This is a genomic window from Xanthomonas sp. D-99 (assembly GCF_017746145.1).
Taxonomy (GTDB): domain Bacteria; phylum Pseudomonadota; class Gammaproteobacteria; order Xanthomonadales; family Xanthomonadaceae; genus Xanthomonas; species Xanthomonas cissicola.
Map to the genome: position 1 here is coordinate 23,870 of NZ_JAGHWU010000034.1, position 25,700 is coordinate 49,569.

General features: G+C 64.3%; 15 protein-coding genes and 1 tRNA gene. 15 read left to right on the forward strand and 1 reads right to left on the reverse strand.

The window, feature by feature from the left end; genetic code table 11:
• Window positions 1–38 precede the first annotated feature (38 nt).
• The 5 genes from mltG to J7360_RS13525 all read left to right on the forward strand — a co-directional run bounded on the left by mltG (window position 39) and on the right by J7360_RS13525 (window position 3,373).
• The gene (gene mltG / locus J7360_RS13505) at window positions 39–1,112 is read left to right on the forward strand and encodes an endolytic transglycosylase MltG (protein ID WP_007969011.1); all 1,074 of its coding nucleotides are present in this window, start codon (window positions 39–41) and stop codon (window positions 1,110–1,112) included.
• Window positions 1,109–2,068 carry a DNA polymerase III subunit delta' gene (locus J7360_RS13510; RefSeq protein WP_209034055.1) on the forward strand — a complete coding sequence of 320 codons (960 nt, stop codon included), beginning with the start codon at window positions 1,109–1,111 and terminating at the stop codon, window positions 2,066–2,068. Before mltG ends, J7360_RS13510 begins: the two co-directional genes overlap by 4 nt.
• On the forward strand, window positions 2,065–2,418 hold the full coding sequence (locus J7360_RS13515) for a PilZ domain-containing protein (protein ID WP_003483889.1): 354 nt from the start codon (window positions 2,065–2,067) through the stop codon (window positions 2,416–2,418). The genes J7360_RS13510 and J7360_RS13515 overlap by 4 nt, the downstream gene beginning before the upstream one ends.
• Window positions 2,419–2,582: 164 nt before the next feature.
• Window positions 2,583–2,657, forward strand: a tRNA-Val gene (locus J7360_RS13520).
• 389 nt (window positions 2,658–3,046) lie between these two features.
• A complete protein-coding gene (locus tag J7360_RS13525; RefSeq protein WP_039732060.1) occupies window positions 3,047–3,373 on the forward strand; it encodes a hypothetical protein in 327 nt (108 codons plus the stop codon).
• Window positions 3,374–3,604: 231 nt separating this feature from the next.
• Here the strand turns inward: J7360_RS13525 and prpR are convergent, their stop codons facing one another.
• Complete coding sequence (prpR, locus tag J7360_RS13530) at window positions 3,605–5,224, reverse strand: propionate catabolism operon regulatory protein PrpR (protein WP_176215028.1); 1,620 nt, start codon at window positions 5,222–5,224, stop codon at window positions 3,605–3,607.
• Between the two features lie 127 nt (window positions 5,225–5,351).
• Between prpR and prpB the strand changes: the two genes are divergently transcribed.
• From prpB to J7360_RS13580, 10 genes are all read left to right on the forward strand, one after another.
• A complete protein-coding gene (prpB, locus tag J7360_RS13535) occupies window positions 5,352–6,248 on the forward strand; it encodes a methylisocitrate lyase (RefSeq protein ID WP_209034057.1) in 897 nt (298 codons plus the stop codon).
• 75 nt (window positions 6,249–6,323) lie between these two features.
• The gene (gene prpC / locus J7360_RS13540) at window positions 6,324–7,478 is read left to right on the forward strand and encodes a 2-methylcitrate synthase (RefSeq protein ID WP_007969021.1); all 1,155 of its coding nucleotides are present in this window, start codon (window positions 6,324–6,326) and stop codon (window positions 7,476–7,478) included.
• 192 nt (window positions 7,479–7,670) lie between these two features.
• Complete coding sequence (gene acnD, locus J7360_RS13545) at window positions 7,671–10,265, forward strand: Fe/S-dependent 2-methylisocitrate dehydratase AcnD (RefSeq protein WP_057661336.1); 2,595 nt, start codon at window positions 7,671–7,673, stop codon at window positions 10,263–10,265.
• 9 nt (window positions 10,266–10,274) lie between these two features.
• A complete protein-coding gene (locus J7360_RS13550) occupies window positions 10,275–10,832 on the forward strand; it encodes a hypothetical protein (protein WP_057661338.1) in 558 nt (185 codons plus the stop codon).
• A 113-nt stretch (window positions 10,833–10,945) separates the two neighbouring features.
• Window positions 10,946–12,145, forward strand: a complete 1,200-nt coding sequence (gene prpF / locus J7360_RS13555) for a 2-methylaconitate cis-trans isomerase PrpF (RefSeq protein WP_057661340.1) — start codon at window positions 10,946–10,948, stop codon at window positions 12,143–12,145.
• A 213-nt stretch (window positions 12,146–12,358) separates the two neighbouring features.
• Window positions 12,359–14,575: a TonB-dependent receptor gene (locus tag J7360_RS13560; RefSeq protein WP_057661342.1), complete on the forward strand. Its 2,217-nt coding sequence runs from the start codon at window positions 12,359–12,361 to the stop codon at window positions 14,573–14,575.
• 77 nt (window positions 14,576–14,652) lie between these two features.
• Window positions 14,653–15,651, forward strand: coding sequence for a nucleoside hydrolase (locus tag J7360_RS13565; RefSeq protein WP_042676284.1), 999 nt, complete (start codon window positions 14,653–14,655; stop codon window positions 15,649–15,651).
• A gap of 724 nt (window positions 15,652–16,375) precedes the next feature.
• Complete coding sequence (locus tag J7360_RS13570) at window positions 16,376–21,277, forward strand: alpha-2-macroglobulin (RefSeq protein WP_209034059.1); 4,902 nt, start codon at window positions 16,376–16,378, stop codon at window positions 21,275–21,277.
• Window positions 21,278–21,503: 226 nt separating this feature from the next.
• Window positions 21,504–24,491 (forward strand): TonB-dependent receptor, encoded by a 2,988-nt coding sequence (locus J7360_RS13575; protein ID WP_209034061.1) that lies wholly within the window; start codon window positions 21,504–21,506, stop codon window positions 24,489–24,491.
• A 147-nt stretch (window positions 24,492–24,638) separates the two neighbouring features.
• A complete protein-coding gene (locus J7360_RS13580) occupies window positions 24,639–25,586 on the forward strand; it encodes a glycerophosphodiester phosphodiesterase family protein (RefSeq protein ID WP_209034063.1) in 948 nt (315 codons plus the stop codon).
• Window positions 25,587–25,700: the final 114 nt, after the last annotated feature.

Here is a 25,700-nt window from a genome sequence, read left to right on the forward strand (position 1 = left end):
GCGCGCGGTATCCTTCGCGGCGCAGCGGCAATGACGAGGTGGGTGTGGCGGTGACTGGCAAACGCGGATGTCTGGCCGTGCTGGGCACGGGAGTGCTGCTCGCAGCGCTGCTGGCGATTGCCGCCGTGGTGGCGTGGCGGCATTACCTGCACTTCGCCGATACTCCCGTGCCTGCGAGTGCGCCCAGCGTGGTGATTGCGCCCGGCGATTCGCTCAAGGCCACATTGCGCAAACTGCGCGCTGCCGGCCTGGCGCAGGGCACCGAGCTGGAATGGCAACTGCTGGCGCGCCAGGTCGATGCGGCCGGCAAGCTCAAGGTGGGCGAGTACGCGCTGTCGCCAGCGCTGTCGCCGCGTGAACTGCTGACGCGCATGCGCCAGGGGCGGGTGATCCAGTACCGCTTCACGATCGTGGAAGGCTGGAATTTCCGTCAGCTGCGCGCCGCACTGGCGACCGCCACGCCGCTGCAACATTCCATCGATGCGCTGGATGATGCGGCACTGATGGCCCGGCTGGGGGTTGCCAAGCAGCATCCGGAAGGGCGCTTCCTGCCGGAAACCTATGTGTACCAGCGTGGCGACAGCGATATCGATGTACTCAAGCGCGCGCATGCGGCCATGGACAAGGCATTGGCGCAGGCCTGGGAGCAGCGCGCCCCGAACCTGCCACTCGCCTCGCCGGAGCAGGCATTGATCCTGGCCTCGATCATCGAAAAGGAAACGGCCCTGGCCTCCGAGCGCCCGCTCATCGCCGGGGTGTTCCTGCGCCGCTTGCAGCTGGGCATGAAGCTGCAGACCGACCCCACCGTGATCTACGGTATCGGCAGCAGCTACGACGGCAATATCCGTCGCCGCGACCTGACCACCGATACGCCGTACAACACCTATACCCGTACCGGCCTGACGCCGACGCCGATCGCCATGCCGGGCCGCGAGGCGCTGCTGGCGGCGGTGCGGCCGGCGCCCGGCGAGGCGCTGTATTTCGTGGCGGTGGGCGATGGCACCGGGGCGCACGCGTTCTCGGCCACATTGGCCGAACATAACGCAGCGGTGGCGCGCTATCTGCAGCGCCGCCGGCTGCCGAGCACGCCGCAGACGGAGCCCACGCCATGACCGCCGCATTTTCGCCCTGGCAGCAGCGCGCCTTCGACCAAACCGTGGCTGCACTGGATGCGGGGCGCCTTGGACATGGGTTGCTGATCTGCGGCCCGGAAGGTCTGGGCAAGTGTGCCGTCGCCCTGGCCCTTGCCGAGCACGTCCTGGCCAGCTCGCCAGACCCGGCACTGGCGCAGCGCACGCGCCAGCTGATTGCCGCCGGTACCCATCCGGACCTGCAACTGGTCTCGTTCATTCCCAATCGCACCGGCGACAAGCTGCGTACCGAGATCGTCATCGAGCAGGTGCGCGAGATTTCGCAGAAGCTCGCGCTGACCCCGCAGTACGGCATTGCCCAGGTCGTGATCGTCGACCCGGCCGATGCGATCAATCGCTCGGCCTGCAATGCCTTGCTCAAGACCCTGGAAGAGCCGTCGCCGGGGCGCTACCTGTGGTTGATCAGCGCGCAGCCAGCGCGTCTGCCGGCGACCATCCGCAGCCGCTGCCAGCGCCTGGAATTCAAGCTGCCGCCTGCGCACGAGGCGCTGGCCTGGTTGCTCTCGCAAGGGGTGAGCGAGCGCGCCGCACAGGAAGCACTGGACGCCGCGCGCGGCCACCCCGGTCTGGCCGCGCAGTGGTTGCGCGAAGATGGCCTGGCCGTCCGGCGTGCGGTTGCGCAGGATCTGGAGCAGATCGCCAATGGACGCGCCGGTGCGGTCGATGTCGCGCAGCGTTGGACCAACGATGGCCAGGCCGACCAGCGCCTGCGCCATGCCGCCGATCTGGCGTTGGCACAGGCATCGGCCGGCTTGACCGATCCATCGCGGTTGCACAAGCTTGCGACCTGGTTCGACGCTGCCAACCGCACCCGCGATCTGCTGCGCACCACCGTCCGCGCCGACCTGGCGGTGACGGAATTGTTGCTGTCCTGGCGCGAGGGAGAGCGCCAGCCACGTTCTAGGGGAACTCGATGAGTGCAATGAATGCACGCCAAGGCATTTTGTCGCTGGCGTTGAAAGACAAGCCAGCGCTCTACAGCGCCTACATGCCGTTCGTGAAAGGCGGCGGCATCTTCGTGCCCACGCCCAAGCGCTACATGCTGGGCGATGAAGTCTTCCTGCTGCTGACCCTGCCGGACTCCAGCGAGCGTCTGCCGGTCGCCGGCAAGGTCATCTGGACCACGCCTGCCGGCGCACAGGGCAACCGCGCCGCCGGCATCGGCGTACAGTTCCCCGACGGCCCGGAAGGCGAGGCGGTGCGCAACAAGATCGAGACGCTGCTGGCCGGATTGACCACCTCGGACAAGCCGACGCATACGATGTAAGCGGCAGAGGCGCGGCAAGGCGGCAGCGAGGCTCGCGGTGGAGCTGCTAGGTCATCGCGGCAGACCGGTGCGATGGACGTGCCATCTCGCTGGCGTGAAAGAGGGCAAGTAAACAATTGTTGACGACCGCCGCCGCTGCCCTATAATGTGCGGCTCGCGTCACCGGGCGGTTAGCTCAGCGGTAGAGCATTGCCTTCACACGGCAAGGGTCACAGGTTCGAACCCTGTACCGCCCACCATTGAAATCCAGGCATTCCATGGGTTTCGACGCGAAGAAAAAGCCGGCCATGCGCCGGTTTTTTGTTGTCTTCCGCCATCCTGCAAAGCCTTCTCTATCGACCACCTCATCAGGTGGTAGGCCGCAGACGCAACCAACCATGTTGCATGCATGGCGTTGCATGGGCGAACCTGGCTGACCGCAATTGCCGACGCTATGCGTCGTGATCACGCAGTTGGGCGATCAGCGCGATGCATCGTTGGCTTTATAGACGTTCCGGTGTTCGTCATTGCTGGGGGCAACGGGTATGTTCAAGCCGCCGGTAGCTTGGTCAATCGCTTGTGTCTGCTTGTTGCGGGCTCAGCAAGGACTTGCCATCCTTCGATGCCCCGCGTTGAAGAAGGTGTAGCGATGAAGGCGCCGCTTGGAAGTGCTCTGGTTGCGATGGCGTTGCTGGCTGGCTGTGCCCGCGATGTGGGCGAGCAGTACGTGGGCAAGTGGATCGATGTGAAGTCGGAAAAGCACGTGCTGAGCATCGAGCACAATGGCGAAAGTTTCATCATTCGCGACACCCAGCCGGAGCTGTTCGGCAATGGCGTCAAGACGCGCAATCATCCGGCGCTGCTGACCAAGGGTGTGCTGCAGGTGTCCAACGGGGTCGGCACGGTCAACTACGCAATCGATGAGGCGACCGGCAAGCTGAGCACGGGCGATACCGAATACACGCGTGTGAAGTGACGGCGAGATGCTTGGTCAACGACATGCGATGGAGGCGCGGCGTTGCGGTAGGCGAGATGATCGTTTCACCAGATAACTGCCTCATGTCGTTTGGATTGCGGCGCCATACGGCGATGAGCGTGGGCCGCGCATTCATGCGCTGAGTGCGCATGCCATGCCTCCACTTACCGCCTGAGTGTGGAAGTCATGCATGCATGCGTCGCCTGACCAGTCGTGCAAGTTCGCGCTGCCCTATGCACGCGACGCCGCCTTCTGCGCCTGCATCCAGCGCCATAGCGTGGTGCGCGAGACGCCGAGCGCTTGCGCGGCAAGGGCGCGGTTGCCGTTGGCGCGGTCGAGCGCGACGCGGACTGCACTAGCAGTGAGCTGCAGGCGAGAGGTCGCTAAATCGGCATGCTCACGTGGTGCGCCGTTGTTGTCGGCAGGCGTATCGAATAATTCCGGCGCCCAGCGTTCGAGTTGCTCCAGGCTCAGGCTATCGTGCGGTTGGGCTTTCCAGTGAATGCACAGGCGTTCGACCAGGTTGCGCAGTTCGCGCACGTTGCCGGGCCAGGGATGTTGCTGGAGGCGTTGCAATGCAGCTGGCGACAACGGCGATGGAATGCTGCCGAGTTGCTGGAAATAATGCGCAAGCAATAGGGCGATGTCGTAGTGGCGGTGTCGCAACGGCGGTAGTGCAATGCGCAGCGCGGCAAGGCGATAGAACAGGTCGCGGCGGAAGCGGCCTTGTTCGACCGACTGTTGCAGTTCCTGCAGGCTGGCGGCGACCACGCGCACGTCGATCGCAACGGGCACGGTTGCGCCGACACGCAGCACTTCGCGCTCTTCCAATACGCGCAATAGCCGCGTTTGCAACGGCATCGGTAACTCGCCGATTTCGTCGAGGAATAGCGTGCCGTCCTGCGCGGTTTCGATCAGGCCGGTGTGACCGCCGCGGCGGGCTCCGGTGAAGGCGCCGTCGCTGTAGCCAAACAGTTCCGCCTCCAGCAACGATTCGCTGATGGCGCCACAATTGATCGCCACGAAACGGCCGCGGCGGCGGCTGCCGGCATGCAGTTGTCGTGCGACCAGTTCCTTGCCAGTGCCGGTTTCGCCGCTGATCAACACGGTGCCGGCATGCGGTGCGTACAGCTGCACCAACTCGCGCACGTGCAGCATTGCGCTGTCGTCGCCCAGCAGGGCGTCGGCCCGGCGGATGCGGCGCGTGGTGGTGCGAGCGGCGACGCGGTCGGTGCCTGGAGCGGTGCCCAGCGTAATGGCCTGTTCCAGCGCATGACGCACCGAGTCGGCCGAATACAGCAGCACGCCAGGCAGCCCGGCCTGCTCGGCGAAGTCGATCGCCATGCCGGTGCCGACAATGACCTGGATGCCGCTGGCGCGCAGATCGGCGATGCAGTCGCGCGCGTCTTCGGCGGTGACGAAACGGCGGTGTTCGATCTCCAGATCGAAGCTGTGCTGGAAGGCGTGAAACGACGGCACATCGGTGGCATGGGTGACCACGCCGATGCGCGGCGCGATGCGGCGCGCCCGCGCCAGCGCTTCCATCAGATCGAACCCGGTGGCCTGGATGGGCGCCAAGGGCAGCGCGAGCCGGCTGCGCAGGTAGGCCGCATTGGATCCGCCGGCCACCAGCGCGTCGCAGCGCTCGCGGCGCAGGCGCTGGCCGATGACCTCGACCGCTTCGGCAAAGCCGAGGTTGATCTGCTCGATGCGCGCGCGCTGGTCAAACTCGGGGATGACGTCGGCCAGCAGGCCGGTCAGGCGCGAGACGCTGACGGTCCAGATGATGGGCAAGGAAGCGTCCGCGGTTTCCGAAAGGGCAGGGCTGCGCATGACGTTGTCGCGTTTCAAGGTGTTTCAGGGTGAATCAATTGTTGCAATTATACAACAATCGACGCGCTCGGTGGTATGAAAATCAACCGGTTGCACTTGGCATGGTGTTTGCGCCTGCATTGGTCATCCCATCCAAGGAACCGCCATGACGTTCTCGTCCACTCCCTCCGCCGGCGCGCGGTTTCGCGCCGCACTGGCTGCCGAATCGCCGTTGCAGGTAATCGGCGCGATCAATGCCAACCATGCGCTGCTGGCGCAGCGCGCAGGCTATCAGGCGATTTATCTGTCAGGCGCCGGCGTGGCGGCCGGGTCGCTGGGGTTGCCGGACCTGGGCATCAACACGCTGGAAGACGTGCTGATCGACGTGCGCCGTATCACCGATGTGTGCGAGCTGCCGCTGTTGGTGGATGTGGACACCGGTTTCGGACCGAGCGCGTTCAACATCGAGCGCACCATCAAATCGCTGATCAAGGCGGGTGCGGGCGGCTGCCATATCGAAGACCAGGTTGGTGCCAAGCGCTGCGGCCACCGGCCGGGCAAGGAGATCGTGAGCCAGGGCGAGATGGTGGACCGGGTCAAGGCCGCAGCCGATGCCAAGACCGATGCGGCGTTCTTCCTGATTGCGCGTACCGACGCGATCCAGATGGAAGGCGTGGAGGCGGCGATCGAACGCGCCATTGCCTGCGTGGAGGCGGGTGCGGACGGCATCTTCGCCGAAGCCGCCTACGACCTGGATACCTACAGGCGTTTTGTCGATGCAGTGCGTGTGCCGGTGCTGGCCAACATCACCGAGTTCGGCAAGACCCCGCTGTTGACGCGCGACCAGCTGGCGCAGGCCGGCGTGGCGATCCAGCTGTTTCCGCTGTCGGCGTTTCGCGCCGCCAACAAGGCGGCTGAGGCGGTTTACACGGCGATTCGGCGCGACGGTCATCAGCAGGGCGTGCTGGACAGCATGCAGACGCGCGAAGAGCTGTACGAACGCATCGGCTATCACGAGTACGAGCAGCGGCTGGATACGTTGTTTGCGCGCAAAGGCGCATGATGACGCGTTGCTGATCATCTTCATTGCCATCTCGCACGCCACACCGCGACACCACACAGTTTGGGAGCTCATCGCATGAACGACACTGCCACTCCTGGCTTCAAGCCGAAAAAGTCCGTCGCCTTGTCCGGCACTGCCGCCGGTAACACGGCCCTGTGCACGGTGGGGCGCAGCGGCAACGATCTGCATTACCGCGGTTACGACATTCTCGATCTGGCCACCACCAGCGAGTTCGAAGAGATTGCGTATCTGCTGGTGCACGGCAAGCTGCCCAACCGCGGCGAGCTGCGCGGTTACAAGGCCAAGCTGCGCTCGCTGCGCGGCGTTCCGGCTGCGGTCAAAACCGCGCTGGAACAGTTGCCTCCGTCGGCGCATCCGATGGATGTGATGCGCACCGGCGTGTCGGTGCTGGGCTGCCTGCAGCCGGAAAAAGACGACCATAACCACCCGGGTGCGCGCGACATCGCCGACAAGCTGATGGCCTCGCTCGGTTCGATGCTGCTGTACTGGTATCACTACAGCCACAACGGCAAGCGCATCGAGGTGGAGACCGAGGACGATTCCATCGGCGGGCACTTCCTGCACCTGCTGCATGGCTTTGCGCCCAAAGACTCGTGGGTACGCGCGATGCACACCAGCCTGATCCTGTATGCCGAGCACGAATTCAATGCGTCCACCTTTGCCAGCCGCGTGATCGCCGGGACCGGCAGCGATATGTACAGCGCCATCGCCGGTGGCATCGGTGCGTTGCGTGGGCCCAAGCATGGCGGTGCCAACGAAGTGGCATTCGAGGTGCAGAAGCGCTACGACACGCCGGATGAGGCAGAAGCCGATATCAAGGCGCGTGTGGAACGCAAGGAAGTGGTGATCGGCTTCGGGCACCCGGTGTACACGGTATCGGATCCGCGCAACAAGGTGATCAAGGACGTGGCGCGCGAGCTGTCCGATGAACAGGGCAGCCGCAAGATGTACGACATCGCCGAGCGTCTGGAGAGCGTGATGTGGGACATCAAGAAGATGTTCCCGAACCTGGATTGGTTCAGTGCGGTGAGCTACCACATGATGGGCGTGCCGACAGCGATGTTCACCCCCTTGTTCGTGCTGGCGCGCACAGCCGGCTGGAGCGCGCACATCATCGAGCAGCGCATGGACGGCAAGATCATTCGCCCCTCGGCCAATTACACCGGGCCGGAAGATCAGGTGTTCGTGCCGCTGGATCAGCGCAGCTGAGGACGCTGTGCACAGTCGCTGACTTGTGCGTCTCGGTCGCCTTCTTCAACGAAGGCGATTGGATCTCGCAAGCCAGATCAGCGGCAGCAAGACCTGCAGACCTCTGAAACGCTAAGTTCGATTCCTGATTCCTGATTCCTGATTCCTGATTCCCGATTCCCGATTCCCCCGCCCGCTCCGATATCGCCCGCCATGAATAGCCAGTACCGCAAGCCCTTGCCGGGCACCTCATTGGATTACTTCGATGCACGCGCCGCCGTCGATGCGCTGCAGCCCGGTGCGTATGCGACCTTGCCGTACACCGCACGCGTGCATGCCGAGAACCTGGTGCGGCGCGCAGAGCCGCAACTGCTGGAGGCGTACCTGCGGCAGTTGATCGAGCGCAAGCGCGAGCTGGATTTTCCGTGGTTCCCGGCACGTGTGGTGTGTCACGACATCCTGGGCCAGACCGCATTGGTCGATCTTGCCGGCCTGCGCGATGCCATTGCCGAGCAGGGCGGCGACCCGGCGCAGGTCAATCCGGTGGTGCCGGTGCAGTTGATCGTGGACCACTCGCTGGCAGTGGAATACGCCGGCTTCGACAAGCAGGCGTTTGCCAAGAATCGCAGCGTGGAAGATCGCCGCAACGCCGATCGCTTCCACTTCATCGAATGGACCAAGCGTGCGTTCGAGAACATGGAAGTGATTCCGCCAGGCAACGGGATCATGCATCAGATCAATCTGGAGAAGATGTCGCCGGTGATCTACACGCTCGATGGCGTGGCGTTCCCGGATACCTGTGTGGGCACCGACAGCCACACGCCGCATGTGGATGCGCTGGGCGTGATCGCGGTGGGCGTCGGCGGGTTGGAAGCGGAGAACGTGATGCTGGGGCGCGCCTCGTGGATGCGCCTGCCGGACATCATCGGTGTGGAATTGACCGGCCGGCCTGCGCCTGGCATCACCGCCACCGACATCGTGCTGGCATTGACCGAATTCCTGCGCGCGCAACGCGTGGTTGGGGCGTATCTCGAGTTTTACGGGGATGGTGCGCGGGCGCTGACCATCGGCGACCGCGCGACCATTTCCAACATGACGCCGGAATTCGGTGCGACGGCGGCGATGTTCTATATCGACCAGCAGACCATCGACTACCTGCGGCTCACTGGTCGCGACGATGCGCAGGTCGCATTGGTGGAGACCTATGCGCGGCATACCGGCCTATGGGCAGACGATCTGGCCACCGCACAGTACGAGCGCGTGCTGCACTTCGATCTGGCGAGCGTGGTGCGCAACATGGCCGGGCCGTCCAATCCGCACAAACGCGTGGCCACCACCGAACTGGCGGATCGTGGGATTGCCGGTACATGGGAAGACGTACCGGGCCAGATGCCCGATGGCGCCGTGATCATCGCCGCGATCACCTCGTGTACCAATACCTCAAACCCGCGCAATGTCATCGCTGCCGGTTTGCTGGCGCGCAATGCCAATGCGCGTGGATTGACCCGCAAGCCCTGGGTGAAAAGCTCGCTGGCGCCGGGATCCAAGGCGGTGCAACTGTATCTGGAAGAAGCCGGGTTACTGAGCGAGCTGGAACAATTGGGCTTCGGCATCGTGGCGTTTGCGTGCACCACCTGCAACGGCATGAGCGGGGCGCTGGATCCTGCGATCCAGCAGGAAGTCATCGATCGCGACCTGTATGCCACGGCGGTGTTGTCGGGTAACCGCAATTTCGACGGGCGTATCCATCCATATGCCAAGCAGGCGTTTCTCGCTTCGCCGCCGCTGGTGATTGCCTATGCCATTGCCGGCACCGTGCGCTTCGATATCGAGAAGGATGTGTTGGGCATCGATGCCGCCGGCGTGCCGGTCACGCTCAAGGACCTGTGGCCGAGCGATGCCGAGATCGACGCGGTGGTGGCGCGCAGCGTCAAGCCCGAACACTTCCGCAGCGTCTACGACCCGATGTTCAAGCGCAGCGCGGGGCGGGGGATCAGCGTGAACCCGTTGTACGAGTGGCGCCCGGCCAGCACGTATATTCGGCGCCCGCCGTATTGGGAAGGCGCGTTGGCCGGCGCGCGCACGCTGCGCGGTATGCGCCCGTTGGCCGTGCTGGGCGACAACATCACCACCGACCATTTGTCGCCGTCGAACGCGATCATGGCCGGCAGTGCGGCCGGGCAATATCTGGCGCACATGGGCGTGCCGGAGGAAGACTTCAATTCCTACGCCACCCATCGCGGCGACCATCTCACCGCACAGCGCGCCACGTTCGCCAACCCCAAATTGATCAACGAAATGGCGGTGGTCGATGGGCAGGTCAAGGCTGGCTCGCTGGCCCGGCTGGAGCCGGAGGGCCAGGTGCTGCGCATGTGGGAGGCGATCGAAACCTATATGACGCGCATGCAGCCGCTGATCATCATTGCCGGCGCCGATTACGGGCAGGGCTCGTCGCGCGACTGGGCAGCCAAGGGCGTGCGGCTTGCCGGTGTGGAAGTGATTGTCGCCGAAGGCTTCGAGCGCATTCACCGTACCAATTTGATCGGCATGGGCGTGCTGCCGCTGGAGTTCAAGCCTGGCACCGACCGCAAGACCTTGGGCATCGACGGCAGCGAAACCTTCGACGTGGTGGGTGAGCGCACGCCTGGCGCCACGCTGACGTTGTCGATCCACCGGCGTGATGGCGAACAGCTGCAGGTGCCGGTGACCTGCCGTCTGGATACCGCGGAGGAAGTGTCGATTTACGAAGCAGGCGGCGTGTTGCAGCGGTTTGCGCAGGATTTTCTTGATGCAAACAAGGCCGCATAGGGCAGCATCGTGGTCGATTCTTCGCGATTGATCTTCATGCTCAAGCCGCCACCGCAGGTGCTTGAAGTCATGGTCGGTGCTGTGGCCGTACACGGCCTCGATGCAATGCTTGGTGACGCCTACTTCTATCCAGGCAACTGGCACCAGTCGGTATCGGATCGGTTCGAAGGGTCTGTTGCGCGTGCCGCAATGCTGCGCGCGGGCGATCGCCTCGATGCTCAGGCGATTACGTTCTGCTTGAACCGGATTACCAGTCGCGGAACAGACCCGGTACATTGGGCATTCCGGGCAGAGGGAAACCCATTTGCCTTCATTGCATTGCAGGCTGCCATCGCAGCAGCGCTGCGTGCGGAAGGCCTACGCGTTGCGGGTGGACATACGCCGCACGTAACGATTAGCTATGCAGCGCCCGGTAAGCTCAACCATCCCATCGTGCCCATCACTTGGCACGCCACTGAGGTGCTATTGGTCGAAGGCGGTGGGCGACCGTATCGCTATGTAACCCTCGGATCTTGGCCATTGCGACCCGAGGGCCTCCTGCCGGAGCAGGCGCAACTGCCGCTATGACCTGAGTAGGAGGGCGTGCTTGAGATCCTCATGGTGATGCCTCGCATGGTCTTACCGACGCGTTACGCAAAATTTTTTGCATCACTTCTGCACGTCGTTTCAAAGGAACGTTCATGGCATTCGCTCCCCAACTCCGCATCCCCGCCACCTACATGCGCGGGGGCACCAGCAAAGGCGTGTTTTTCCGTCTGCAGGATCTGCCGACCGCCGCGCAGCAACCGGGGGCTGCACGCGATGCGTTGTTGTTGCGGGTGATCGGCAGCCCGGATCCGTATGCCAAGCAGATCGACGGCATGGGCGGGGCCACATCGAGCACCAGCAAGAGCGTGATCGTGTCGGCCAGCACGCGCGATGGGCACGATGTGGACTATCTGTTCGGGCAGGTGTCCATCGATAGCGCGTTCGTGGATTGGAGCGGCAACTGCGGCAATCTGTCGGCGGCGGTGGGGCCATTCGCCATCGCCAGCGGCTTGATCGATCCGGCACGCGTGCCACGCGATGGTGCGGCCACGGTGCGGATCTGGCAGGCCAATATCGGCAAGACCATCGTGGCGCATGTGCCGATGACCGATGGATTGGTGCAGGAAACCGGCGACTTTGAACTGGATGGGGTGACCTTTCCGGCGGCGGAAGTGCAGCTGGAATTTCTCGACCCGGCCGACGACGCCGAAGGCGACGGCGGGGCAATGTTTCCCACCGGCCACGTCATCGATCAACTGGAGATTCCCGGGCTGGGCACGCTCGATGCCACGCTGATCAACGCGGGCATTCCCACCATCTTCGTCAACGCGCGCGACCTGGGTTACACCGGGACCGAGCTGCAGGACGCCATCAATGGTGACCCGCGCGCCTTGACCATGTTCGAGACGTTGCGCGCGCACGCTGCGGTGCGGATGGGTCTGATTGCGAAGGTGGAAGACGCCGCGACGCGGCAACACACGCCCAAGGTCGCCTTCGTGGCACCGCCGGCCGACTACACCGCGTCCAGCGGCAAGCCGGTGCACGCGGCAGAAATCGATCTGCTAGTGCGTGCGATGTCGATGGGCAAATTGCATCACGCGATGATGGGCACTGCAGCAGTTGCGATCGGCACCGCTGCGGCCGTGCCGGGCACGCTGGTCAATCTGGCTGCCGGCGGCGCGGCGCGCTCGGCGGTGCGATTCGGGCATCCGTCCGGCATCTTGCGGGTCGGTGCGCAGGCGCAGCTGGTCGACGGCCAGTGGCAGGTGACCAAGGCGCTGATGAGCCGCAGTGCGCGGGTGCTGATGGAGGGGTGGGTCAGGGTGCCGGCGCCTGTTGCCGAGGTTGGGTAATCAAGTACAGGAGCAATGGCCAGCGCCACTAACCGCGCTTCCCACACGCTGTCGTATAAATGGCAAGGCTGCGTTGCATTAATTCGAACAAGTTTTCAAATTCCGAAAACTTTTTCGCACGCGCTCTGCCATATTTGTGTAAATCGTGTTAATTCTGTTGCACCGCGGCACGCAGGCCGGGCCGCCCCGCCACCAGAATCCGGAGTTCCTCCCATGTCCGCCAGCCGGTCGCTCAAGATCAGCGCGCTTGCCGTTGCCGTCGTTTCCCTTCTTCCGCTTCATGCCGTTGCCCAGCAGACGCCCAGCGACGACGGCGTCGTGCGTCTGGATGCGGTCAAGGTCACGGTCGAGCGGCGTTCGGAAGACTCCAAGGACGTGCCGGTTTCCGCATCGGTGTTGCGCCCGGAATTCCTGGATGCCATCTCCACCAGCGGTTCGGACATCCGCGTGCTGGCGGGTAAGGCGCCCAGCCTGAACATCGAATCGTCCAACGGCCGTGTGTTCCCGCGCGTGTACATCCGCGGCTACGGCAATACCGACTTCAACACCTACGCCTCGCAGCCGGTGTCGTTGATCTATGACGACGTGGTGCAGGAAAACGCGTTCCTGAAGGGCTTCCCGATCTTCGATCTGGAAGGCCTGGAAGTGCTGCGCGGCCCGCAAGGCACGCTGTTCGGCCGCAACACGCCGGCAGGCGTGGTCAAGTTCAATTCGGTCAAGCCGACCATCGGCGCCAATGACGGCTACGCCAGCCTGTCCTACGGCACCTACGGCACCACGACCCTGGAAAGCGGCCTGAGCATCGCGATGGGCGACCATTGGGCGGCGCGTCTGTCCACGCTGGGCCAGCGCCGCGACGACTGGGTGGAAAACCGCGACGGCCGCGATCTGGAAGGCTATACCGATTCGGCCGTGCGCCTGCAGCTGCTGTACCAGGCCAGCGACGACTTCAGCGCGTTGTTCAATGCGCATGCGCGCCATCTGGACGGCACCGCGCGCCTGTTCCGCGCCAACATCATCCAGCCCGGTACCAATCAGCTGGTGGATGGCTTCGATGCGGAAAAATCCTTCATCGACGGTGCCAACCGCCAGGAACTGCAGACCTACGGCGGCAGCGCCAGCCTGACCTGGGATCTGGGCGACATCGCGCTGCACTCGATCACCGCATACGAAGGCATCGGCAAGTACTACAGCCGTGGCGACATCGACGGTGGCTTCGGTGCGGTGTTCGCACCGCCGTCGGGCCCGGGCGTGATTCCGTTCCCGGTGGAAACCGCCGGCGGCATCAAGAGCCTGGATCAGTACAGCCAGGAAGTGCGCGCCGAATCGCAGTATGACGGCCCGCTCAACTGGCAGGCCGGCCTGTACTACTTCCACGACGATGTGGAAGGCGAAAACTACACCTACAACACCCTCAGCGGCGGTGATCTGGCCAGCTATCAGCTGACCCGCCAGCGCAATACCTCCTGGGCGGCGTTCGGCTCGTTGAACTACGCGGCCACCGACCGTTTGAACCTGCGCGCCGGCATCCGCTACACCTACGACAAGAAGACCTTCGACGTACTGGCGCTGGATCGCGTCACCCTGGTCGAACCGTCCAGCGGCGAGACCGACAACTCCAAGGTCACCGGCGATCTGGCGGCCACCTTCTCCATCAATGACGACGTCAATGTGTACGCACGTGCGGCACGCGGTTTTCGTGGCGCCAGCTTCGGCGTGCCGTCGGGCACTGCGCCGCTGACCGTGGCCGAGCCGGAGACGGTGGATTCGTTCGAGCTCGGCATCAAGTCGGACTTGTTCGACAACCGCGCGCGCCTGAGCTTCGATATCTACGATTTCCGGGTGAAGAACCAGCAGCTCACGGCGGTGGGTGGTGCGTCCAACGACGTGCGTCTGCTCAACGCCGACAAGACCAAGGCCCGCGGTGCGGAGTTCGATTTCGAAGCCTTGCTGACCCAGAACCTGCGCGTTACCGCCGGCGGCGCCTACAACTGGACCCGCATCGACGACCCGAACCTGTCGGTGGGCATCTGCCGCACCTGCACCGTCACCGACCCGATCAATGCGGCCGGCCGCGCAGTGATCGACGGCAACGATTTGCCGCAGGCGGCGAAGTGGATGGCCAATGCCACCCTGCGTTACGGCATTCCGATGGGCAACGACGGCGAGCTGTTCTTCTACACGGACTGGTCGTACCGCAGCGAGGTGAACTTCTTCCTGTACGACTCCAAGGAATTCACCGGCCAGCCGCTGGTCGAAGGTGGCGCCAAGATCGGCTACAACTGGGGCGCGGGTGCGTACGAGTTGTCGGTGTTCTGCCGCAATTGCACCAACCAGATCCGCGTGACCGGCGCGATCGACTTCAACAACCTCACCGGCTTCATCAACGACCCGCGCATCGTGGGTGCGCAGTTCCGCGCCAACTTCTGATCGGCGCTTTGGTGTAGCACTATCAAACCGCCGGCTATCATGCCGGCGGTTTTTTTTATGGCAGCAGGAGTGGGCAGATGCAGCGGACCTGGCAACGCGCGTGGGGATTGGTGGCGATGTGGTGCGTGTCGACAGCCGCGTGGGCGCAGCAGTCCGCCGCAGCTGTGCAATCCACACCGGCATCTGTGCAGAGCGAGAAAGTGGTGGTCTCCACCGACATCGGCGACGATATCGACGATGCGTTCGCGTTGGGGTTGCTGCTGCGTCGCCCGCAGTTGCGGGTACTGGGCATCGCATCGGCATGGGGCGACACGACGTTGCGTGTGCAGTTACTGCAGCGGTTGTTGCAGCAGGCCGGGCGCAGCGAGATCCCGCTGGCGGTGGGCGCACGTACCACCAGCAGCATTGCGTTTAGCCAGGCACGCTGGGCGGCCAAGGGACAGGTGCCGGCGGCACTGCCTGATGCGGCCGCGATGATCCTGCAGCAGGCGCGCCAGCATCCGGGCGAGGTCACCTTGCTGGTGCTGGGGCCGATGACCGATGCGGCGCTGGCGCAACAACGCGACCCGGCCGGCTTTGCCAAGCTCAAGCGTGTGGTGGCGATGGGCGGATCGGTGCGGGTGGGCTATGGCAAGTCTGCGTATCGTCCGGCCAGTGCGCCGGCGCCGGAGTACAACATCCTGGCCGACGTGCCGGCAGCGCAGCGCGTGTTCTCATCTGGTGTGCCAATCGTGTTGTTGCCGCTGGATGCCACGCAGGTCACGCTGGAAGAGCCCGAGCGCGTGGCCCTGTTCGCGCACGGTGACGGACTGACCGATGCGCTGACGCAGCTGTACTACCAGTGGCGCAACACCGACCAGCCCTGGGCCAGTGCCACGCCCACGTTGTTTGATGTAGTACCGGTGGCCTGGCTGCTACGCCCGGCGCTATGCCCGACCACGCCGCTGCATCTGGACGTGGATGCGCAAGGCTATACCCGCGAAGGTGCTGGTGCGCCCAATGTGCAGGCCTGTCTGCGCGTGGACAAGCCGGCGCTGATCGAACTGTACATGCGTTCGTTGCTGGAGTTGCCCTGATAGCGGGGAACAAATGTCGTCAATGCCCGTGCCCCGCGGCGAGTGCTTTTTTGCAGCTCTTTGTGAGCTAGTCAAGAGCCTGGTTGGTCGACAGCGCAGTGCCCTCACCGCTCGCGGGACACGCCGTGAATCCATCCTTGGAGGCTCGATGGCGGCATCCATGCCGCCAACGGTCCCGCAAGCGGCGAGGGCGGCGCGCCCAGACAGTTGGCTGGCGACCAACTGAAAGCGGCTCATTTCGACTCGGTTGGCGTGCTGTCGCGGATCGATTGTTTGGCATTCGATGGACGCGACGACAGAACGAGCGAGGGGCGATCAAAAAGGCGCTTTGAGCACTGCTCTCAGAGACACCGGCCAATCGTAATTGGTCCTTGCCCGCTCGCCGTCGCGGGACCCTGGGCGGCCTGGATGCCGCCACGGAGCTTACAGGGAGGTACTCGCTGCATGTCCTGCGATGGCGGGCGGGCAAGGGCCCTGCAGCCAAGTCATAGCCCAGCTGCCTGCGCTAGGCGGCATGACGTGGTCCGGCACTCGCTCCAGGCGCGGTTACCAAACCATGCGCTCACCGCCAGTTTGCCATCGCAACGCTCGCCAGCAGCGCACGCTTGCCGCCCATCGGCAAGCAGCCACGTCGTCGCTTTGGCGCCAGCAGCCAGATGCGCGCCGTCGCTATACTTGCGTTCTCACATCGCGAGTAGCACGAATGGACAGCCAGGGATCACGGATGATGCGGTCGGGCACACCGCGGATGTTGCTGTGGGCGGTGTTGCTGGCCGTGGCGATCGGCGCGGTGGCGTGCAAGCGCAACGAAAGCGGTCAGCTGCCCGCGGCAAGCGGCGAGGCGATCAAGGCCGACAAGCAGGCCATCACCGGTTTCGCGCTGGCGCGTGCCTATCCCGACCAGACCAGCGACGGCCTGTCGCTGGCACTGGAATTCTCGCGGCCGCTGGTCGGCACGCAGGATTTCGATGCGCTGGTGCGCTTCGAAGAAAAGGTCGGCACGGGCGACAGCAGCTGGACGCTGTCCGAGGACGGCAAGACGCTGCGCTACCCGTACGTCGAAGCGGCCAAGGACTACACCGTGCTGGTCGACGCCAACCTGCTGGCCGCCGACGGCAGCCGCCTGGGCAAGCCGCTCAAGCAAAAGGTCTACACCGGCGAACTCAAGCCGGTGGCCGGGTTCGCTTCGCAGGGCAGCGTGCTGCCGGCGCGTGAGAGCCGTGGTCTGCCGGTGGTGTCGGTGAACGTGCCGGAGGTGGATGTCGAGTTCCTGCGCGTGCGCGAAAAATCGCTGCCGGCATTCTTCCAGCAGTTCCAGCGTGGCGGGCGCCGTGGCAGTTGGGATCTGGAGAGCGAATACAGCGGTAACCAGCCGTTGTCCCAACTGGCCGACCCGGTGTACGTCAATCGCTTCATTCTTGGCGGCAAGCAGAACGAACGCGTGCTGACCTACCTGCCGACGCAGGACATCAAGGAGCTGCAGGAACCGGGTCTGTATTTCGCGGTGATGAAGCGCGCCGGCAGTTTCGAAAACGAATTCGACACAGCGTTCTTTACCGTCAGCGACATTGGCCTGCATACGCGCGCCTACAAGGACAAGTTGTTCGTCCACACCGCCTCGTTGCAGAGCGGCGAGCCGATCAAGAACGTGGAGCTACGCATCCTCGACGCCAAGGGCGAGTTGTTCCTGAGAGGTGCAACCGATGGCAACGGCAATGCGCTGCTCAACTACACGCTCGACGCCGGCCATGTGCTGACCGCACGCAGCAAGACCGACATTTCGCTGCTGCCGTTCAACCAGCCGGCATTGGATCTGAGCGAGTTCGCCGTGGCCGGCCGCCAGGGCGCGTGGTTCGATGTGTTCGCCTGGGCCGGTCGCGATCTGTACCGCCCCGGCGAAACCATGCGGGTCTCGGCGATCCTGCGCGACAACGACGGCAAGCCCACCAAGCCGCAGCCGGTGTTTTTGCGCCTGAAGCAGCCGGACGGCAAGACCTTCCGCGAGACCAAGCTGTTGCCGGGCGAGCAGGGCTATTTCGAATTTGCCCAGCAGATTCCGGCCGATGCGCCGACCGGCCGCTGGCAGGTGGAATTCCGCACCGATCCGGCCAGCAAGGACGCCGTGCAGGGCATGACCGTGCGCGTGGAAGAGTTCCTGCCCGAGCGCATGAAGCTGGACCTGGACAGCACGCAACAGATCTTGAGCGCCGGCCAGCCGTTCAAGCTGGTGGCCAATGCCGCGTATCTGTACGGCGCGCCGGCCGCTGGCAACCGTTTCACCGCCAAGCTGGCAGTCAGCGTCGAGCAGCATCCGCTCGAAGCGCTGCCCGGCTGGTTCTTCGGCGACCCCACGCTGGAGCTGCCGCGCGAAGCCAAGGACGTGATCGACACCGAGTTCGGTGACGACGGCATCCTGCGCGAAGACATCGCATTGCCGGACGAGGCCAAGCCGATCAGCACGATTGCCGCGGTCGTCTCCGGCAGCGTGTACGAAACTGGCGGGCGCACGGTCACCCGCACCCTCAAGCGCGTGCTGTGGCCGGCCAAGGCCCTGGTCGGCGTGCGGCCATTGTTCGACGACGAAGACGGCGCCGATGCCAATGGGACGGCGCGCTTCGAAGTGACCCGCGTGGATGCCGATGGCAAGCCGCAGCCGGCCAAGGGCCTGAAGGTCACGTTGGTGCGCGAGCTGCGCGACTACCACTGGAACTACACCGACAACCACTGGGATTACGACTTCACCCGTCGCTTCGAAAACAAGGACACGCGCACGCTCGATGTGGGCAGCGTCAATGCCAAGATCGATTTTCCGGTGGAATGGGGCGAGTACCGCCTGGACGTCTTCGACCCGGCGAGCGGGCTGACCACGCGTTACCCGTTCCGCGCCGGCTGGAGCTGGAACGATGAAAACCGTGGCCTGGATGCGCGCCCGGACAAGGTCAAGCTGGCGCTGGACAAGACCGGCTACCGCGCCGGCGATACGCTCAAGGTCACGCTGACCCCGCCGCATGCCGGCAAGGGGGTGCTGCTGGTGGAAAGCGACAAGCTGCTGTACGTGCAGGACATCGACGTCAAGCCGGGCAGCAGCTTCGAGATTCCGGTGACCGAGGCGTGGGAGCGCCACGATGTGTATGTCACCGCACTGGTCTTCCGCGGCGGCAGTGCGCCCAGCAAGATCACTCCGGCACGTGCGGTGGGCGTGGCCTATGTGCCGATGGACCGCAAGGCGCGGCGGGTGGCGGTGGGCTTGTCCGCACCCAAGCAGATGCGCCCCGAGCAGCCCCTGCCGGTGACGGTGAGCGTGCCCGAGTTGGCAGGCAAGGCCGCGCACGTGACCATTTCGGCAGTGGATGTGGGCATCCTCAACATCACCCGTTTCCCGGTGCCCGATGCCAACGCGCAGTTCTTCGCGCAGCGTCGTCTGGGGACCGATGCGTACGACATCTATGGGCGGGTGATCGAGAGTTTCGAAGGCGCCAGCGGCAAGCTCAAGTTCGGTGGCGACATGGCGCTGGAAGCCCTGCCGCAGGCCAAGCGCCCGACCGCGCGCGTGCAGACCGTTGACCTGTTTTCCGGCTCGGTGAAACTCGACGCCCGCGGCAACGCGCGCGTGCAACTGCCGGTGCCGGATTTCAACGGCACCTTGCGGGTGTCGGCGCTGGTGTACTCGGACACGCGTTACGGCAATCGCGACATGGAAACCGTCGTGCGTGCGCCGATCCTGGCCGAAGCCAGCATGCCACGCGTGATGGCCCCGGGCGACCGCAGTACGGTGACGCTGGACGTGCAGAATTTCACCGGCAAGCCGGGCGAGTTCAACGTGCGTGTGGAGGGCATTGGCCCGCTCGCCCTCGGCGAAGCGTCGCGCAGCGTCAAGCTCGGCGTGGACGCCAAGCAGACGCTGAGCTTCCCGCTGAGCGCCACCGAAGGCTATAGCGTGGCCAAGGTGCGCGTGCGCGTGGACGGCAACGGATTCAAGGCCGACCGCAGCTACGAGTTGCCGGTGCGCGCCGGCTGGCCGCAGGTGTTGCGTGCGCAGACCCGCGTGCTCGATCCGCTGGCGCCGATCACCCTGGACAGCGGATTTGCCGATGGCCTGATGGCCGGCTCGGTGACCGCACGCATGGTGGTCAGCGCGTTGCCGCCCATTCCGTTCGCCAGCGCATTGCAGGGCGCGTTGGAGTATCCGTATGGTTGCGCCGAGCAGACCACCAGCAAGGGTTATGCAGCGCTGCTGCTCGACGATGCCACCGCCAGGGCGCTCGGCACCAAGGGGCTGGAGCCGGCCAAGCGCCGCGAGCGCATGGAAGGTGCGTTCGGGCGTCTGGCGTCGATGCAGATCGCCAGCGGGCATTTTTCGATGTGGGGCGACGATGGCTACGTCAACCCAGGGCTCACGCCTTATATCGCCGAGTTCCTGCTCGATGCCAAGGACGCCGGTTTTGCGGTGCCCGACAACGTGTTGCAAAAGGCGCTCAACCGCCTGAGCGAAGATCTGTTGTCCGGTGGCAACGAGTTCTACGGGCAGGACCGTCGCGACAACCTGAAGTTCGCCAATCAGGCCTGGTCCGGGTACGTACTGGCACGCGTCAACCGTGCGCCGCTGGGCACGCTGCGCGCGCTGTACGACAATCAGCGCGACAAGGCACTGACGGGCCTGTCGTTGGTCCATCTGGGCATCGCCTTGTCGCTGCAGGGCGATACCAAGCGTGGCGAAGCGGCGATCAAGGCCGGGTTTGCCAAGGACAGCAGCGAGCGTCCGCCGTACTTCGGCGATTACGGCAGCGCGATCCGGGACGATGCCTTGATGATGGCGTTGCTGCACGAACGCGGTTTGTCCAAGCCCGAGTACGACACCCGCGCGGTGGCCCTGGGCCGCGCCCTGGATGCGCGTCGCGCTACCGGCTGGCTATGGCTGAGCACGCAGGAGCAAGTGGCGCTTGCGCGGTTGGGCAAGGCCTTGATGGTCGGGCAGGGCAAGCAGGTGTCCGGTACCTTGACGGTGGGCGACCAGGTGCAGCAGATCGCACCCGCACGTGTGTTCGGGCGTAGCTTCGACAGTGCCGCCCTGGCGCGCGGTGTGCAGTTCGCACCACAAGGCGAGGCGCCGATGTACGCCAGCCTGGAAGTGGCCGGCATTCCGCGCAGCGCACCGGAACCGGACACGCGCAATCTCAGCGTGGAGCGCAGCTGGTACACCACCGACGGCAAGCCGTGGACCCCGCGCCCACTCAAGGAAGGCGAAGCGTTGATCGTGCGCGTCAGCATCACTGCCAACAGCAGCATGCCCGACGCCTTGCTCACCGACCTGTTGCCGGCCGGCCTGGAGATCGAGAATTTCAATCTCGGCGATGCCAAGCAATGGGCCGATGTAGTGGTGGACGGCATCGGCATCAGCGAGCGGTCCAGCGCCGCCGACGTCAAGCACGAAGAGTTCCGCGACGACCGCTATGTGGCCGCGCTGGCGCTGTCGTCTGGCAGCAAGGCGCAGGTGTATTACCTGGTGCGTGCCGTCACCCCGGGGACCTACACGGTGCCGCCATCCCTGGTGGAAGACATGTACCGCCCCGAGCTGCGCGGAGTGGGCCGCAGCACGCCAGCCACGATGACGGTGGTGCAGCCTTAGGAGATCAATGCAGGAGCGCGCGCGCTTGCGCGCGATGAGGCGTTACGGGAGGAGTCCCGTCGCGCGCAAGCGCGCTCCTGCGCCGTCCCAGCTTCGTATGCCGCGCCATCGCTGCGCATTGTCTTTTCGCTGCGACGCAGGCGACACGCGAAGGTCATTTTTACGCTCTACGGTGGCGTGCTTTCTCATCGGCGCGGCGTCAGTGCTGCGCAACTCACGGGATTCCATGCAGCGCTTCGATCCGTACCGTATGCACCTGTCCGTTCTTGCCGTGGCCATTGCCGCATGCTCGCCTGCAGTGCAGGCGCAAACCGTCGGCGTGTCATCCGACGCCGTGGGTCTTGCGTCACCAATACGCCCGGACACGGCGTCATCCAATGAGGGGCAGCGTCCCACAGAGACGGCGTCGGTGGCAGAGCATCCCTCGGACACCGCCTCCACAACCTCGCGCAACGATGCAGCCGGCCGCGAGGCGCCCGCCGCGGCCGGGCCTGAAAGCGGCGTCAAGACCCTTGATGCCATGCAGGTCACCGGCGTGCGCCGCGCCAACGCGGCTGCGGTGGAAAGCAAGCGTGCGGCGACCAATATCACCGATGTGATCAGCGCCACCGACGTGCGTGCCTTGCCCGACAGCACCATCGTCGAGGCATTGCGGCGCGTGCCTGGCTTGTCCGTCTTGCCTGCCACCGATAACGAGCATCCGCGCGATGAAGCAGCCACGCCGGTATTGCGTGGCCTGGGGCCCTCGTACAACAACGTCACCATCGACGGGCTCACCATCGCCTCGCCCGGCACACCGAACGGCACGCTCGGTTCGATCACGCGCGGCGTGCGCCTGGACCTGTTGCCGGCCTCGATGGTCAGCGAATTGCAGGTGGTCAAGACCTTCACCCCCGACCTGGATCCCAACGCCACCGGCGGTGCGATCAACCTGAAAACCCGCAGCGCGTTCGAAAATGGCGGTAAACCGTTCTTCAGCGCCGAAGCCGCACTCGGCCACGCCAACGATGTCGGCAAGCCGCGCGATCAGGACGATCCGGGCTATCGCGTCAACGCCACCGGTAGCCGCACCTTCGGTAGCGAGCAGCAGTACGGTGTCACCGTGTCTGCCAACTATCAAACGCTGAGCAGCTACACCGAAACCCATATGACCACCGACACGGTGCACTACGGGTTCTACGACAACAGCGGTGTCTTGCAGACCGGCGACAGTCTCGGCAATGGCTGGGCGGTACCGCAGCAGGATAAATACTGGTACGTGCAGGATCAGCGCGACCGTTATGGCCTCACCGGCAAGTTCGAGATGCGGCCCAGCGCGGCGCTCGAAGCCTACGCGATGGCCGGCTACTACTATTTCAAGGACGACATGGAGCGCAACGAGGTCATCATCGATCCGCGCAACCGTGGTCGGGTCTTCAATCAGACCGCAACGTCCGGCAGTTATCCCGGCGGCGACATCGAGGTGGGCTATTCAAACCAGATCGTCACCACGCGTACCAAGGTTGCGCAGCTGGGAACGATCTGGCGGCCCACCGATCGCCAACAGTTTTCCGCGCGCGGTGCGTGGTCGGATGCGACCTACGACGAGCCGATTCGCATGATCAAGTACGCCACCGGCATCACGCGCCCGGCACCGGTGCCGGTGGGCCAGACCGGCAGTGGCGTGACCGTCAATGCCACGCCCAACTATGCGTTCAATTACGACACCTCCGGCTTCGATCAACGGTTCGGCGTGTCGCCGCAGGCATACAACAATCTCGACAATTACAGCCTGTCGTACTGGCGCCCAGACTATAAGCGCACCGCGTCCGATCGCATCCTGACCGGTCGGCTCGATTACGGTTTCAACCAAGGCGAAAGCGATCAGGGCATCGGTTTTGCGGCAGGCGTGTCGTATACCACCGACAAGCCGTCCTACGAGATCTATCGCGTCGAGTATCAGCCCAATACGACGGCGCCGGCGTTCGGCCTGGCCGACGTGGTGGGCACCGGTAGGGCGCCGATGCGCTATGCCGGTTTGAACCTGCTGAGCATCGATCCGGACAAGGCCAATCACGTGCTGGCGGCCACGCCATTGAGCGCGTTCAACAGCACCGACCAGCAAGCCTTCAGCAATCAGGATAATTTCACGCATACCGAAAAGACCTTCGGCAGCTATGGCTTGATCAGCTATCGCAGCGATCGTTTGAATGTGCAGGCCGGTGTGCATTTCGACAGCACCAAGCTCGACACGGTGGGCCGCCAGCGGCAGCTGGATGCGGCAACCAATCATTACGTGTACGTCGATAACCCGACCAGTGCGGACTACGACTATCTGCTGCCGTCGGCGGTGATGACCTATCACCTGACCGATGCGCTGGATCTGCGTGCCGGTGCAAGCCGCACGTTGGGCCGCCCGCCGTACGATGCCTATGCGGCGCGTACCTCCATCGGCTTCGTCAATACGACAGACGCCGGCAACCCGAACGCGCAGGGCGTCACCGTCACCATCGGCAACCCCGACATCAAGCCGCGTGTGTCCAACAACCTGGATCTATCGCTGGAATGGCGCCTTCCCGGCGATTTCGATGCGTTTGCGTCGGCTGCCGTCTTCGACAAACATATCCAGGACGAGATTTTTACGCTCTCGCGCACCGACAGCTTCACCTTCGACGGCACCACGTATGCGAATGCGTTAATCAGCACACCGGCCAATGCCGCCAAGGCGCGTATCCGCGGCGTGGAGTTCAACGGCATCGTCAACACATTGGGGCCGATCGCGCCGTGGTTGAGTGGCGTCGGTTTCAGCGCAAACCTCGCATTGCTGGATGGCAGTCTGGACGTGCCTTACAGCGTCGGCAGCGGCAGCAGCCTGACCCAGCGCGAGCGCAAGCTCGACAATCTGGTGGGTCAGCCCGATTACACCGCCAACGCAACGCTGTTCTACAACGCCGGCGGGCTGGAACTGCGTGCGGCCTACAACCGGCAAGGCAAGGCGCTGCGTTCCATCGTCAGCAACATCGATTGGCAGGACCTGTATTGGTCGCCGCGTTCGCAACTGGATTTCACCGCCACCTATGCGGTGAGCAAGCAGTTGAGCGTGATCGGCCAGGTCAGCAATATCACCCATAGCCGCATCACCAGCGTGACCGGCCCCGGGCAGAATCTGCTCAAGGACAGTTATTCGGTGCCCACCACCTATTGGGTGGGTCTGCGGTTCACGCCGACGCTGTGAGCGCGGCCCGGGCAACGGGTGGGCAATGCGTACCAGCCTGAGATCGATGCCTGCCGTTTACCCGCTTGATTTCACCAGCGCGTGTGAAGCGCGGCAACGCCCGTCTGCCGCGCTACCGTATTGCACACATCTGATTGGAGCCGTTCGATGACATCACGCCCTATTGCCGTCCTCGCCGTCGTGCTGCGCGCGGTTGTGGCCACTGCGGCGAGCGCCGCACCGACAGGCGTGGCCGCGATCCAGGCGCGCCTGACCAATCCGCAGGGCGGCATCGTGGTGGTGGCGCACCGCGGGTGTCATGCTGCCGCGCCACAGCACGGCTTCATCGAGACCGCGCCGGAAAACTCGCTGGCGGCGTTGGAGCGCTGCATCGCCATCGGCGCCGATGTGATGGAAACCGATGTGCGGCGTGCCGCCGATGGCAGTCTGGTGATGCTGCATGACGCCACCGTGGACCGCACCACCGATGGCACCGGCAAGCTGTCCGAGTTGACCCTGGCCGATCTGCAGACACTGCGCCTGCGCAGCGACGAAGGCGGTGCACAGGCACCGCTGACCGACCAGCGCGTGGTCACGCTCGAGCAGATGCTGGCCAAGGCCAAGGGGCACATCCTGCTCAACCTGGATGTCAAGGACGCGATCTACGTGCAGGTGATCGACGCAGTCGCACGCGCCGGCATGCAGCATCAGGTGATCGTCAAGGCCGAAGCCGGCATCTTCACCGCACCACTGGCTGCGATGCCGCCGTTCGATACGGTGTACTTCTTCCCGATCCTGATCAACGCGCATGGCAAGGCCGATCTTGCCGCCATTGCAACGGCACAGACGCGCAATGCACGCCCGATGGCATTCGAGTTGCCGAAGATGACCGCCGCGCAATTGCCGGCACTGGCAGCGGTGAGCAAGGCGCATAACGTGCGGCTGATGGTCAATTCGTTGTGGGACGGCTTCATTGCCGGCTATGGCGGCGATGCGGACGCCGAGCGCGATCCCGACAAGGTCTGGGGCCGGATGTACCGCGACGGTGTGTCGATCATCCAGACCGATGCGCCGGAAGCCTTGCTGCGCTATCGCGCCACGTTGGAAAAGCGCTGAGCGGAAGCGACCAGGCCGCCGTCCCAAGCGGTGGCAACGAGGTCTAGCACGGCGCGCCGTGCACCAAACAACTTAACGGACGAGGTGTCACGTCTAAGGAAGGTCTGAACAACG